The sequence below is a fragment of the Pseudogulbenkiania sp. FW507-F1 genome, from assembly GCF_058781125.1.
Genome location: NZ_JBYSWM010000005.1, coordinates 112,660 through 126,122 on the forward strand (window position 1 = coordinate 112,660; position 13,463 = coordinate 126,122).

General features: G+C 55.0%; 14 protein-coding genes and 1 pseudogene. 10 read left to right on the forward strand and 5 right to left on the reverse strand.

Going from position 1 to position 13,463, the window contains the following annotated elements; genetic code table 11:
• Positions 1–2: 2 nt before the first annotated feature.
• Genes AC3WG5_RS04910 through AC3WG5_RS04920 form a run of 3 tightly spaced genes read left to right on the forward strand, consistent with a single transcriptional unit; the run spans position 3 to position 4,724 of the window.
• A complete protein-coding gene (locus tag AC3WG5_RS04910) occupies positions 3–1,832 on the forward strand; it encodes a TnsB C-terminal domain-containing protein (protein ID WP_492568000.1) in 1,830 nt (609 codons plus the stop codon).
• Positions 1,819–2,796, forward strand: coding sequence for a TniB family NTP-binding protein (locus tag AC3WG5_RS04915; protein WP_492568001.1), 978 nt, complete (start codon positions 1,819–1,821; stop codon positions 2,794–2,796). The genes AC3WG5_RS04910 and AC3WG5_RS04915 overlap by 14 nt, the downstream gene beginning before the upstream one ends.
• A 47-nt stretch (positions 2,797–2,843) precedes the next feature.
• Positions 2,844–4,724 (forward strand): TniQ family protein, encoded by a 1,881-nt coding sequence (locus tag AC3WG5_RS04920; protein WP_492568002.1) that lies wholly within the window; start codon positions 2,844–2,846, stop codon positions 4,722–4,724.
• Positions 4,725–4,746: 22 nt separating this feature from the next.
• On the opposite strand, the gene AC3WG5_RS04925 is transcribed toward AC3WG5_RS04920, so the two are convergent.
• Positions 4,747–4,980, reverse strand: a complete 234-nt coding sequence (locus tag AC3WG5_RS04925; protein WP_492568003.1) for a helix-turn-helix domain-containing protein — start codon at positions 4,978–4,980, stop codon at positions 4,747–4,749.
• Here AC3WG5_RS04925 and AC3WG5_RS04930 point away from each other — a divergent pair.
• Entirely contained in the window at positions 4,970–5,629 is a 660-nt protein-coding gene (locus AC3WG5_RS04930; RefSeq protein ID WP_492568004.1) for a hypothetical protein, read from the forward strand. The genes AC3WG5_RS04925 and AC3WG5_RS04930 overlap by 11 nt on opposite strands.
• A 306-nt stretch (positions 5,630–5,935) precedes the next feature.
• A complete protein-coding gene (locus tag AC3WG5_RS04935; RefSeq protein WP_492568005.1) occupies positions 5,936–6,121 on the forward strand; it encodes an antitoxin Xre/MbcA/ParS toxin-binding domain-containing protein in 186 nt (61 codons plus the stop codon).
• A gap of 202 nt (positions 6,122–6,323) precedes the next feature.
• Here AC3WG5_RS04935 and AC3WG5_RS04940 read toward each other — a convergent pair whose 3' ends face one another.
• Complete coding sequence (locus tag AC3WG5_RS04940; protein ID WP_492568006.1) at positions 6,324–7,286, reverse strand: hypothetical protein; 963 nt, start codon at positions 7,284–7,286, stop codon at positions 6,324–6,326.
• 779 nt (positions 7,287–8,065) lie between these two features.
• On the opposite strand from AC3WG5_RS04940, the gene AC3WG5_RS04945 reads away from it, so the two are divergent.
• The 3 genes from AC3WG5_RS04945 (at position 8,066) to AC3WG5_RS04955 (ending at position 9,204) form a co-directional block, all read left to right on the forward strand.
• The gene (locus AC3WG5_RS04945) at positions 8,066–8,389 is read left to right on the forward strand and encodes a DUF6678 family protein (protein WP_492568007.1); all 324 of its coding nucleotides are present in this window, start codon (positions 8,066–8,068) and stop codon (positions 8,387–8,389) included.
• Positions 8,390–8,445: 56 nt separating this feature from the next.
• A complete protein-coding gene (locus tag AC3WG5_RS04950; protein ID WP_150105022.1) occupies positions 8,446–8,730 on the forward strand; it encodes a hypothetical protein in 285 nt (94 codons plus the stop codon).
• A 63-nt stretch (positions 8,731–8,793) separates the two neighbouring features.
• Complete coding sequence (locus AC3WG5_RS04955) at positions 8,794–9,204, forward strand: hypothetical protein (protein ID WP_492568008.1); 411 nt, start codon at positions 8,794–8,796, stop codon at positions 9,202–9,204.
• Between the two features lie 378 nt (positions 9,205–9,582).
• Here the strand turns inward: AC3WG5_RS04955 and AC3WG5_RS04960 are convergent, their stop codons facing one another.
• Together AC3WG5_RS04960 and AC3WG5_RS04965 are read right to left on the reverse strand one after the other, a co-directional pair.
• A complete protein-coding gene (locus tag AC3WG5_RS04960; RefSeq protein WP_492568009.1) occupies positions 9,583–10,446 on the reverse strand; it encodes a class I SAM-dependent methyltransferase in 864 nt (287 codons plus the stop codon).
• 96 nt (positions 10,447–10,542) lie between these two features.
• Positions 10,543–11,436 (reverse strand): NAD(P)/FAD-dependent oxidoreductase, encoded by an 894-nt coding sequence (locus AC3WG5_RS04965; RefSeq protein WP_492568010.1) that lies wholly within the window; start codon positions 11,434–11,436, stop codon positions 10,543–10,545.
• Positions 11,437–11,718: 282 nt separating this feature from the next.
• Here AC3WG5_RS04965 and AC3WG5_RS04970 point away from each other — a divergent pair, with 282 nt between their 5' ends.
• Together AC3WG5_RS04970 and AC3WG5_RS04975 are read left to right on the forward strand one after the other, a co-directional pair.
• A complete protein-coding gene (locus tag AC3WG5_RS04970) occupies positions 11,719–12,351 on the forward strand; it encodes a TetR/AcrR family transcriptional regulator (protein ID WP_492568011.1) in 633 nt (210 codons plus the stop codon).
• Positions 12,339–12,458: pseudogene (locus AC3WG5_RS04975) on the forward strand (IS5/IS1182 family transposase); the annotation flags it as partial. The gene AC3WG5_RS04970 and the pseudogene AC3WG5_RS04975, both read left to right, overlap by 13 nt.
• Before the next feature lie 488 nt (positions 12,459–12,946).
• Here AC3WG5_RS04975 and AC3WG5_RS04980 read toward each other — a convergent pair.
• Positions 12,947–13,390, reverse strand: a complete 444-nt coding sequence (locus AC3WG5_RS04980; protein ID WP_492568012.1) for a winged helix-turn-helix transcriptional regulator — start codon at positions 13,388–13,390, stop codon at positions 12,947–12,949.
• Between the last annotated feature and the right edge of the window lie 73 nt (positions 13,391–13,463).

Consider the following 13,463-nt stretch of genomic DNA (forward strand, 5'->3'; position numbering starts at 1 on the left):
TCATGTCGACCCTGATTAACATTCTGGCGAGCCCGAAAGGGCTCTCCACCGAGGTTGCGGCGCCCTCTCCAATACTTGGCCGCACATTCGACTCCTATTCGCTAAAGGCACAAAATGAGGCCCTACGTCGAAAAGCCTATGTAGATGCCCTTTGTGCCCAGACTATTCCATGTTATACGCCATGGAAACTAGCCATACTGATCAAAAGAGTTGCTGATCGTATTGGGGACCCCTCACCGCCAAGCCCAATGAGCCTATATCGATGGCACCGATTCTTTATTAAAGTAAAGTGCAATTTAAACGCATTAGTTCCAAAGTTTCATCGGCGTGGCGGTATAGGACAACGGGTCGCCGACGAACAACTTGAAATGATGGAACGAGTTGTTCAGGAGAAATATTTAACGCTAAGGCGCCTCCCAATCCGGGAGGTCCATCTGGCCCTCATCGCAGAGATCGCAAAAGCGAATGCCACCCGAGCTAAAGAGCGGCAATTGAAGGTTCCTGGGTATGACACCTTGCGTCGATATGTCAGGCAGTTGCCCGCCTATGACGTCGATCTTGCTCGTTATGGTCGGGAATATGTCCGGCAAAAATATCGTTCCAGCTCAGTGACACCTCGTGCCACTTTTCTGCTGGAACGCGTAGAGATAGACCACACCCCGCTAGATTTATTCGTCCTCGATGAGCAAAACCTCCTTGTACTGGGCAGGCCTTATGTCACGTGGGCGATCGACAATTATTCCAGGCAAATATTGGGGTTTTATATTTCTTTCAGCTCTCCTGGTGTTGAGGCCATATTTTGCTGCCTCAAGCACATGATCAACAAAAAGGATTACATCGCTGAACACTATCCAGACATCCAACATGAATGGCCGGCGTATGGCATTCCATTTACACTCGTTGTAGATAATGGGCTTGAATTTCATGCCCCGGATATGCTGCGCGCGACCTTTGAGTTAGGAATCAACTATCAGTTCTGCCCACCAAGAACTCCCTGGTTCAAGCCGATGGTCGAACGCTCTTTGCGTATGCTCGCAGAGCAATTTGCCCATCTGATGCCAGGTACCTCTTTCGCCCGTTGGTTCGACCGCTATGGATACGATCCGATAAAGGAAGGCATCGTTACCATGTCCGAATTAGTCCACGCGCTGCACATCTGGATCGTTGATGTGTATGCGCAAAAATACCACCGCGGACTCAAGACCACACCTCATGCTGCATGGCAACGTGGCGCCGAATTGTCAGAGCCACGGCCTTTCGATATGGATCGCTTGAATCTGGTGTTATCCCAGCAGGAAACACGAGTACTCGGTCACGCCGGTATCGAATTGCATGGGTTGCGCTACAACTGTGACGAAATGCTCGTCCTGCGTAAACAGATGGGGGGCCGTCTGCGGGTTCAGGTGCGTTTCAACGCTGATGATATGGGGATGGTTCATGTCATTCACCCGATGTCGAAAGAGGCGATTCCCGTCCCATGCCTCACACCGGAGTACGCGACTGGACTACGTTTGTTCCAGCACAGGTTGATTCAAAAGGCACTTAAGGCCGAGGGATTCGCCGTGACCGATAAGGTTCAGTTAGCCAAAGCCAAGGAACACATGTTTGAGGTAGTTGAACGGTTAATGGCCAGTGCAAAGCTTGCGGACCGGAAACGTGCGGCTAAGGCGAAAGGAAGCAACTCGGCAGCGATCCTTTCGCAACAACCACTGCGGCTGGTGACAGAACCTGAAACTGAATCCTGGCATCCCAAAGGCGGGGCCATGAGCCAGCCATCGCCCTTATCGGTAATCCAGCTGCCCGCGGAGGGAGACGACCGTGAACCAACCTAGACCCTACACTATCGCTGATCTACGGCAGGCGGAGCGTATCCAAATCTTGCATCCGCAGTTCAACGAGGTCCTGACGCGTCTGCAAAGGTTCCACCAGCTCTGGCTGGAAGGCGCATCCGCCCGTAACCTCCTGCTAATCGGCGAGTCGGGCGCCGGCAAGACCTCGGCCTTAACAACGTTCGCCAAACAGCACCCGTCCTTTGCGACGGAAGATGGTCGGCGCATGCCTGTCGTGTATGTTCGAGTACCAGCGGGTCCTACCGTACGGGCATTCGCCGAATCGATCCTGATTTCCCTTGGAGCCGGCAGCCAAATGAAGGGAAGCGCGGCAGAAAAAACCAATCAGATTGTGAAGCTACTCATCAATTCCCAGTCGCAGTTTTTGATTTTTGATGAGTTCCATCATTTCTGTGACAGCGGACGCAAGACGTTCGAGGAAGTCACGGAGTGGCTGAAAATCCTGATCGACACCGTAGCCATCCCGACCGTTCTGGCTGGTTTGCCTGAGTGCGAAACCATTCTGAGGTCGAACCAACAGTTACGTCGCCGTTTCGCGGCGCGTGTACCTCTCTCAGCCATCGGCTGGCAATCTGCGGCAGACCAGAATTTGTTCCGTGATGTACTGCATGCTTTCGACAGCGGAATCAATCGCGAGCACCCACTTTGGGGGTTAGCCGAGTGGGATCTCGTGCGGCGCATGCACTACGCCACCAACGGATTGCTTGGCTATGTGACCAAGATCGTGATTGGCGCGCTAGAGCACCTGATTGAAACCCAAAAAACCGAGCTGGATAACGAGGGGTTACAGATCTCCTTCACACGTCATGTCTGGCACGACGGGGTCCATGAGTTGAACCCCTTTAATCCGAAATTTGAGTTCCGACGATTAACACGCCCAGGCGAGCCATTTGAGCCAACACGATTTACTCGCAGAAAGCCAAACGGCAATCCTCCTCTCATGTAACAAATTTGGGCCTCCCCTACGGGGAGGCCCTGCTGGAGCGAGCAAAAATGAATAAAAGCCCGCCACTACTCGTTATTCACCCCAAGCCAGAACCCGGGGAAAGTGTCATGGGATACTGTCTCCGTCTCGGAGAAGCCAACGGATTTACTGATTTGAGCTGGGTCGCCCACGTCCTTGGCAACTCCCGTCGGCAGCAGAAAACCGGGCTACGCGGACTTGAACAGCTGACGGGGCACACACCACGTGCGTTGAAGCAGTTGTATGGACCATCGCCAACGGCTATTGGTCAATACAACGAAAGCCGTCTGGGTCTGAAAGTAACCTATTGGAATGGCCAGTACCGGCGTTGGTGTCCGGAGTGCCTGAGCCAGCAAGGCATATGGAAAGCCGAATGGGCACTGTCCCTTCAAATCGCTTGCCCTATTCATCAACGACAACTAGAAGAGAAATGTCCTGCATGCCACAAGACGCTCAAATGGACACAGGGAGGCTGGCTGACATGTGAGTGTGGAGGCAACCTGCGTCTAGCATTTGCGGCGGCGCCGATCGAGTCATCCGTGCTTAGCGCAGCCAATCAGCTTTCACTCGCTTTCAACCAAGCCACAGGGCTAAAGCAACCTGTCAGGCCGGCGGAGATTGCGTACACCCCCTTGCTCAAGGCGCTGAATCTGCCACTGTTATGTGACCTTCTCTGGGTGTTTGGCGCCTACGCATTGCACCGGCCATGCCTCCGCCCACAAAAGTTGCCTAATCACGGTGAGATGCACGTTATTCAGCCGTTCTTGAGTATGGCTGTGCATATCCTGGACGATTGGCCCCGTAATTTTTATCAGCTGCTTGAACAATACACGAAGGACGTTGAGGGCGACACCGCGTCGCTCCGGGTGTTTCTTCAAGAGTTTCACCAAGCGTTGGCGCGACTGCTGGTACATCCAGAGCTGCAGTTCGTTCGCCTTGAGTACGAACGCTATGTCCATACCCGCTGGAAGGAAAAACTCATCCTCCATCACCAGCTCCGAGACACCCACCCCGTCATGAGTGGCGCCGAGGCAGCCAAGCGCTTGGGCATACCGGTTCGGGCACTGCAACAGCTGATTGCTGCCGGCGAAATCAGCGGATACCGCAGTACGCCTGCTAAAGGACGGGCAATATGGCTGGTAGATCGCGCATCGGTCGAGCTATTTGAACGCAACGTCCAAGGGCTGCTGAACATTACCGAGGTGGAATCACTGCTAAGGATTACCCCACAGCGTATCCGTCTCTTGGTAGAGCACGGAATATTGACGGCCCTATCGCGCTCGTCAAATCGTGCCGCGTGGCAATTTCGTCATGGTGAGATTAGTGCTTTCCTTGAGAAACTGAACCACGGCAACCTGAATAGCACCCCGCTGGACATGAGTCTTATTTCAGTCTGGGAAATCACCAAGCGCTGGATGCAAGGCAAAGAGCAATTCCTGGCCGTGATAAGGGCACTGGTTGCCGGCGACCTCGAGGTGGTCGGCCGGTCTCCTCAAGAGCAAGGCATACGAGCCCTTCTCGTATCCCGGGCTGGCTTCAAGGAATGGCATCAGCGCTACCGGCATGCACAAGGGTTCTATACGATTCTTGAAGCTGCCTCATATATCCATATAGACAAGAACTACCTTTATCAATTGATTCATCGGGGCATCGTACACGCCAGTGAAAGGCCCATGGGCTATGAGAAGCGGCCGCTCCATGGCATCCACATTGATGAGCTGAATCGATTTTGTGAACACTATGTCTGGGGAAGAAAGCTGGGCCAGCTCCTTGGACTATCGGAGCATGCCGCCGCCAAGGCACTCATGGCACAGGGCATTTATCCGATTTGTGGCCCCACCGTCGACGAGATGAGGGGGTACATTTTCCGGAGGGCCGATATCCCTCTTCTTTCGTCACAGGTGGAGTGATGGGCCCTAGAGCCTCAGGCGGTCAAACCCACGTCAGCCCTTGGATGAAGTCAGCCAACGAGACATCGAGGACCTTTAGCCAGTCAACTAACTCCACTACGTCCAGGCGGCGGTCAAGGTTCTCGACTTTGGCTACGTAAGACTGGGGTTTGTTCAGGGCATCCGCCAACTGGACTTGGGTAACGCCTTTGCCCTCTCGTAGGGCGATCAGTTGTTGGATGAGTAGGCGGTAGCGGCCATCGTGGATGCTTTTCATCCTGCGATGGCATCACCTTCCTGAAAATATCCCAAAATGGGATAATATTGGCATCGTCATAAATGACAATCGACAACAACAGCATCAGGGAGTATGCATGGCCTTCGAACTTATTGACCTCAAGCCGGGACAAAACTCAATTTCAGCCGCTCTCAAGCGGCCGATACAGGCTGGTGCCGGCACGGCTACAGCCTGGCTCCTGCTGAATGGATTTCGCGGCACCGAAATCGTGACCGCGACGGTGGTAGGCGGTATGGCTGCGGCTGCGACATGGGGCTTCGGTGGCGCCATCAGCAGAGCCAAAGGCACCCAGGATGGCATCAAGCTCTTACAGCAACGCGGTTACACCTTCGATATCCAGCTTGGCAACTTGGCAGCATCGTCCAAAGCAGCAGTCGTCGACAGCCAGAAGAGGAAGTTGGCAGTACTGATAGGTGGCCGCTACATCAAGCTCTATGACCTTACGGATCTGATCAGTTGGCGGCACCTATGGACCGAAAAGGACACGCGGCAGTACGACCACCGAATCGTTCTCAACATGAATGATCTTCAGACCCCGATCCACGAGATACCTTTGTCACCCATCGGCGGAACGGAGGCTGCCCAACAAATCATGGCTCGGTTGAATCTTCTGCAGAACCACCTATAAGATAGAGAGTCCCTGCTCTGAGCAAACCTTGGGACTCTTTCCAATGCAGCACTTCGTAAAAAGTCACAAGATCATGGCAGACTTTACCGAATAACGAGGCCCCACGGACCCTACGGATGAAGCCTAGCCATGCATCCACTTAGACTATCTTAAAAGGGAACATACAGCGCGACGTTGCGAACCAGCATCCTTGCCAGTTCATCAATTCGCCCCCCTCCCGTGGCGGATCAGCGCCTGTACACAGCTAGCTGATGAGAGCAAGGGCATTTGTGGTTTCAACTGGGAACAATTTTGTAGAGCCCCTCCATGACACAGAGCGAACTAGAAGAACGCGCTATCACCGTATTTGGCGATCAGGGAAAAGCGTTTGATTGGCTATCTACTTGGAATGAAACCCTCCAAGCCAAGCCCATAGATCTACTCGGAAACGAGGCGGACATCCAAAGAGTTTTGCGGATATTGACCTCGATTGAGCACGGCTTGCCGATCTGATCTATGGGGGACAACGAACTAGAGCCACCCTCTCGGATAGATATATCGGGTTACCGCTCGCTATTGCTTGCGGAAGTAGTTAACACAGAATTAGATAGATTTAATCGAATGGAAGGCCACTTGTTAGTGGCTTTCCATTTTATTGAGGTAGCAACCAATCGGAATTCGGCGAGCTAAGGAGGCTAATTTGCCGAGTGATGTATTAGGCTAAAGCAAGTTGCATAGCGTTTTGTATCCGGATACTCAACTCCTCATGAACATCGAACGGCTGCTCATACCCCATGAGCTCTGAGTCTTCTGCGATTTTAAGGACACGTTTAATTTCAGATGCAAGGTGGTTGTACAAGAGGTCAATCCGACTATTGTCTCCATGGAGAAGGCTTCGCCCTGCACGACGATGTATTTCTGTAAATACATCTTCAAGTACATCGCTGACTAACTGCCGTGTAATTTCGAAGTCAATAACGTGGTTCCAGTCTTGGACGGATTGCCCTGAAACAAGCTTGAGAAACTCATCCTTGACCTTCTGTGAAAGATTGGATGCATTTTGATAACAAAATGCCAGAAATTCACGCTCATCACGGGCTACGTCAGCTCTTATCATCGAAAAGTTAGCTTCAGTAATCTGTTCTTTGGTTCGACCAGCAGTGAGTTGAATGACGTCTGCCATCAGAGAAGAACTACTCTTTAGCCAAGCTTGGGCATCCGATGACAATATTCCAAAGGAAGGATTGTCAGCAGGCAATGGCACATATCCATGTTTATCGTGTTCAATAAAGCCAATACCAGTCGGTGATGCAGATGCAAACCCAGTTAAATAGATATGCTGAAACTTTTTCAGGATCCGGCTGAGTTGATCGACGAATGGTGAGATGGTTGCTAAAGAGCGGCCAAGTGCATCGGCGAAAAGGCCTGCAGCATCTGCAGGCTCAAGAAATCTGCTACGTTTTGCCAAGATGGTGATAATACGCTCGGTACTGCACGGCTGCATCAAAGCATGGCCTTGGTGCCGAAGTTGACTCATCGCGGAAGAGTAGTTCTTCCCTAGCACAATTTGAGCCCACACGTTATTGGCTGTAGAGAATGCCAAAATAAGCCCGCGCGCCTTCAACGCATCTCGAAAATTCTTAGATGTGGCTACAAGGGTAGATTCCGTTAAATACATCGCTAAACCTTAAGATGTCTATCTACTGGCCGCTTAACTAGATTGACGAAGGGTTAACGACGTAATAAGGAAGTCGCAGGGGGTGCTATCTGTACTGGTCGGCCAGAACCAAGGGGGAGCCCCCTTCAAACAGGACGATCAATACCGTCATACTGTTATCCTGAGCATATTGTATTGATTTTCTTGGCTCGGGAAAAGAACCTTTAGTTGAGGAGCAGCTCCCGGCCAAAGATGTCACTTCCTATGCTGTCAGCAAGCTCGGGAGCAATCGTCCGGGACTGGACACCTAGATATAAACCTGCGATCGGGCATGTTTCCCTCCTGTCAGGTCAGGACTGGCAAGAGAAAGCCTGCCTTCAACCCAGAAGCAGAAGTGTGCACTGGCTATTGCAACCGGCCGGTTCTCGGCCTAAGCGGACTTCCACCCCATCTGCCCTGAGCTTCCGTTCAGGGCCACATACCGGCCATTTCCCTTACACAGTAGCCGAAGGGCGGCTTTCTGATTTGGGGAGCGCTCACTATCGACCCACTGCGGCCTGTCGAGCCTTCAAAGGCTCAACGACAGGTTTCCGAGTGGAGCAGTCACCCCTGTGCTGCTGTTCAGGGGTAGCGTGTGACGGGAGGCACGGCCAAGGCGTCCGGCGTATTGGGGGTTGATATACGGACAAGCCCATGACGAACGCCTTGAAAAATATGGTGTTTGGGTACGATAATGGATGTCAGCAATATCAATTAATATACGGACCTGCGTGTCCGTATAAACACTGTTAGAGCCTCATATGGATAACAAATGGGCTGGCCTAGCCAACAATACCAAGTGGAGTGAGCTTCAGCAGTTCATGTCTGAGCTTGGTCAGAAAGCCCCTTACTGGAGAACCCATGCTACTAATGGGTTTATTTATCCGCCTCAGGGCTGGGATGGAGATTGGACATATCATTTCCGTCTCGGCGAACATAAATACATCGAGTGGTGTGAAATGCAGCCTAGGTCTGGCGAGAATGCCCTTACTCAGGCTGAGATAGCCACGGCATGTAAGCGAATCGGGTTTGAAACAGAAGTTTTAGAGTCAACGGTCAAGGTCATCGGCTACCGTCGGCTCTAACAAGTCATTGCAGCCGACGCCTTTGGCGCGGCTGAATTCTAGAGTTAGACAGGTATATGGATGCGTTTGAAGAAACTAACCTGGCTGTTGAAGCATTCTCTGAATGGAGTATGCCTTGGTTGTTTATGGAAAATATTTTAAGTAATCCGTCATTGTCTGTCGCAGCAATAGACGTCCTGTTGGATGTCTGGAATAAAGCACTTGAGGAAAAGTATTGGAAAGATGCAGATCTTTCCGCTTGCTCTCAAATTGCGAAAGCAGATTTGGCTGCTAATTTTCCTCAGTTAAAAATAGAAACAATTGAAGCAATCGTTAGGGCCGCATCTTACCAGTGGCGTTAATCGGTCTAACAGTGCATTGCAGCCTACGCCTTCGGCGCGGCTGAATTCCAACGTTAGGCGCCTATGGCAGCAGCCCTCTACCTCGCTGAAGCATCCGATTTGCAGCGCCCTACGGCCTCGCAGCCGCCAGTCCTCTTGAATTCAGATGGGTATTACTGGTTCTTGTATCGCTACTTCGAGTCGGCAAACTTAGAGCGTCACAAGGGAGAGCTTGTCGATCTATACGGTGGTGGAGTGATCGAGGGGTACCAACTTCATCGCCTGATCTGCGAGCTTGAACAGGCGCGCGAGGATGTGCAGCACAAAGGAGTATCCTGGTCCGTGCTGGTTGGATGGACCGGTGAGAAGGTCTGTCAGGAGTCCGAAGAGTGGCAGGTGGTGGAGCGGGAGAAGATGATCGAATTAGTCTCGTCCTTGCTTGCGTTGGCCCGAGGCGCGTCGGGCTCCTTGAAGCTGGTATGCGATGGAGACTGAGGCGCCTAACCCCTCCATCGAGCGGACAGGCTCAAGCTACGCTTGAGCCTGCCGCTCATGTCGAACGTTGATGGCTGCTCTGCGATAAAGACCGGCCATTCAGCTACCGAGTAATTGAAGCTTTGGTATGTCCGCAACTGGCCGGGATCTGCCGATGGGGCGTTCCGCCGGATACCGGTCATTCGCACTGAAGTCTGGAAGGCCAGTGGCCGCTTTTGAGAAGCTATCGCCAACGCTTACTGTCGGCCATCAAGAGCCACTGCTCTTTTCGCCCTCAATGGCCAATCAGCGCCGCGTTCCGGCCGTTCGGCGCTCAAGGTAGGCCCTCCCCGAGACTCGAGGAATTGCCGGTTCTGACACATCGGTCGACGTCACCTGTCAGCTTACCGGATTGCGTGCCATGACGATCCACGCCGCGCCGTTGATCATCACCGACCGCTCGCCGGGGAGGCCCGCGAAGGCGGCACGAACTGCGGCCGAGGCGCGGGCGCGGATGTCGTCGGGCTGATCAGCGAGCGCACGCGACAACGGGCCGACCTCGAGTGTCATCTTCACCGCGTCGTCGATCGCAGCGTACCGCGTCCCGCCCTCGCCGAACGGGACGGAAGCGTCGAAGGGGGCGATAGCAATATCGGTGAAGCCGGCCGTCGTCAGGATGCGTGCCACGCGCCCCCGGTCGCCGAACGAAAACGGGCCGGGCGCTTCGGGATCGGGCAGCGCGCTCGGCGGGACGATGCCCTTGAGCGCGCCCATCGGCAGGCGCACCCAATCGTTCTCGGCCGCGCCGCGCCAGCAGACGAAAGCGACCCGCCCGCCGGGCCGGAGCGCGCGTCGCATGTGGGCGAACGCCGCTATCGGATCGTCGAAGAACATCACCCCGAAACGCGAGAACAGGATGTCGAACGCGCCCTCGGGCAGCTCTGCGCTGCTGGCGTCGGCCACCTGAAACAGGGCCGGCGTATCCTGTTGCACAAGCGCGCGCGCTCGGCCGATCAGCGGTTCGGATATGTCCACGCCCAGCACTTGGCCTCCTGCGCCGACGCGGGCTGCGAGAGCCAGACTCGACGCGCCCGCGCCGCAGCCGATGTCCAGCACGCGCTCACCCGTCGCGGGCGCGGCGGCTTCTATCGCGGCCTGGCCGAACACCGCCACCATAGCGTCGAGCCGGGCCTGGTTGGCGACCCAGCGCTCCCCACTTTGACCATTCCAGTCACCGACCTGATCGGCACTTTGCTCTGCCATGTCATCTCCTTGACTCGACGATCCGTCCTTCACCGCGCCGATCTACGCCAACCTTTTCGAAGGCGACGACGCAACGGGAGAAAGGAATCTGTGCTCTCAAACAACCATCGACTGCTGGGCGAAGATACCCGCCATCGCGCCCTGCGATGATGCCTGGGTGACCGAGGGCAAGAAGGGCGTGGCGAGGTCGCCAGCGGCGTAGATGCCGGGGATGCTGGTTTCGCGGCGCTCGTCGACTTTGAGGACGATGCCAGTGGGCGTATCGACCGTGGCGAGGCCCAGTGATTCATGCAGGCTTGCGGACGGCTTGTTGCGCGGATGGGCGAACAGGACGTCGACCGCGACATTGCGGCGGGTATCGAGATTGACGGTGGTGATATGGCCCTTGTGATGGACGATCTCGACGATCCGGCCATCGACGACAGGTATGTTTCGGCGCGCCAGATCGGCCTGGATATCGGCCGCAATGTCATGACCATCGGCGAAGACAGTCAACTTGTCAGTCCAATCGCGGAACAGCTTGGCAGACTGGTGCGACTGTGGGCCGGACCAGACGAGGCCCCAATGTTGGCCTGCGACTTCAAAGCCGTCGCAATAGGGGCAGGGCACGATGGACGTGCCCCAGCTTTCGGCAAAGCCCGGAACATCTGGCATCTGGTCGGCGACGCCATAGCTCAGGATGAGGCGGCGCGCCCTTAGGCTTTCGTGATCGTCAGTGACGACGCAGAAATCATCGATGGCGCCAGACACGCTCTCGGCCCGAGCAGTGACCAGCCTGATCGTTGGATAGCGCGCCAGCTGCTGCCGAGCCTCGACTAGGATGTCCAGCGGCGGCTTGTGATCGTGGCCGAGCAAGCCATGCGAGTGGCCGGCAAAGCGGTTGCGCGGCCGGCCGGTATCGAGAACGGTGACCTTGCGGCGGGCACGGCCGAGCTGCAGGGCGGCGGCGAGGCCGGCAAAGCTGCCGCCGATGATGATAACGTCATTCATGGTGATGGGCTCCGTGTTGTGGATAGGGGGGGCTGGGCCTGGTGCGCAATAACGTCCGGAGATAAGCGCTTGAGACGGTCAGCGAGCAGGGCTTCGGCATTGGCGAGAAAGTTGCCCATGGCTGTATTGACCGGCCGGACAATGCCGCATTCGTTATCGCCGGGCGGCCCAGGGAAAGCTGATTTGGACAACCGGTTGAAACCTACCCTTGGCTTGCACATTTACGATACTCAGTGGTATCGTAGTGCATTAATTTAAATACTGTCAAGTACTGGAATTTTCGTGACCGAAAACAGCCAGGGCCGGCGCGGCCGGCCCGCCAACGAGGCGCTTCGCCAAACGATAGTCGACACCGCCTGCGAACTCTTCGTGGAACTGGGTTTTCAAGCGACGACCATGGACAAGGTCGCCCAGCGGGCGAAGATATCCAAGCTAAGCATCTATCGGTACTTCGAGAACAAGGAGGCGCTGTTCAGCGCCGCCATGGTGGCCCGCTGCGAGCAGTTTGCACCGCAGGCCCTTTTTGAAGGCGTCGACGGGTCGGCCGAAGATCAGCTCATGGCGGTGGGGTCATCCCTGCTTCGCACGCTGTTGAGCCCGGACGTCCGCAGTGTCGAAGCCATGGTTTTGGCCGACAAGACGAATCAAAAGTCGTTAAGCAAGCTCCATTACGAAGCCGGGCCCGCCCATGTCATCGCCCAAATCGAGGCCGTGTTGCGTCAATTGCACGCGAAAGCGATTCTGAACGTACCCGATGCTCTCCAGTCCGCCCGCTTGTTTGCCGCGCTTTTCAAAGGATCCGATCTCCTGCTTATCGCCCGCTTCGACGAGGCGAGAGCAGAGGACGACAACGAAATCGAATCCTATTGCCGGTCGGCCGTCGCTATGTTCATCGCCGCGCACGGTGGCATCTAAAGATGCCATCGCGGCCGATGAAGAACACGCAGAAGTTGCATACGCTGTTCGCTCTGAGCAACCTATGGATGATGCGTGGACGACTGATGGGCGAGGCCATTGCATGAGCGCAAAAGCCGTCCGCGCGGGCAGGCAGAGGCCGCTTTACACACGATAGCGGCCGCTACTGCGGCCTAAGCGGAACGACAGAAAAGGGTCGAAAGTTCGCGTTCGCTAGATTGAGAGCTGTCGTTCAGCACAACTTGGCCTTGAATGGCAGGTAACCGGTCCATTGCAGACCAATCAGGTCGGCAAGCCGAAGGGCGGGAATGGCCGAACTTCTGCCTGCGTAGCTAACGCATCGGCTATTGGTCGGCCGAAGCGGTCTGTCGCCCCATCGGGCCTGAGCGTTTGTTCAGGGCCACATACCGACCATTCCCTTGCTCCGTTGCTGGAGGACTGCTTTCTGGCTTGGGAACGCGAACAGGCGACCCAAGGCGGGATTTGGGCCGCCAATAATTCAATGCGTAATTGCATATACTTGCACGCCCAATTGCATCACCTCTGAGCAGTCAGCTGTAGTGGCTTACACACCTAGTCGTAAGCTTCTCACCTGTCAGCTTTCATCAGGCGTGACCATGCGTATAGGGCGAGTCCCGATCTTCGCCCCGGTGACCTCATCCACGGCGACAGCTTTAATTTCCGTGCCTGTTTCCGCGTCGAAGAAACGAATCAGCTTGCCGCCGCCCCGGTATTGACGCCCCCACGCACCAATCATGAACAGCACCGGCAGAAAATCGCGACCGGCAACGGTCAGCAGATACTCCTCTCGCGGCGGGTGCTCCGAGTAGCGCCGTTTCTCCAGCAATCCCTCCTCCGTCAGTGTCGCCAGCCGGCGGGTCAGCATCGTTGGTGCAATGCCCAGGCTTTTCCGGAATTGGTCAAAGCGCGAGAGGCCGGCATGGGCATCCCGCAGGATCAATATGCTCCACGCGTCACCAGCGACAGTCAGGCTGCGCTCGATCGGGCATGGGTTATCGCAACTATTTTCGTTGTCCATACTGTTTTGATAGTGACTTACCAGGAAATTGGTAGTATTGTTAGTATCACTTTGATACTAACACTTCGGCGAC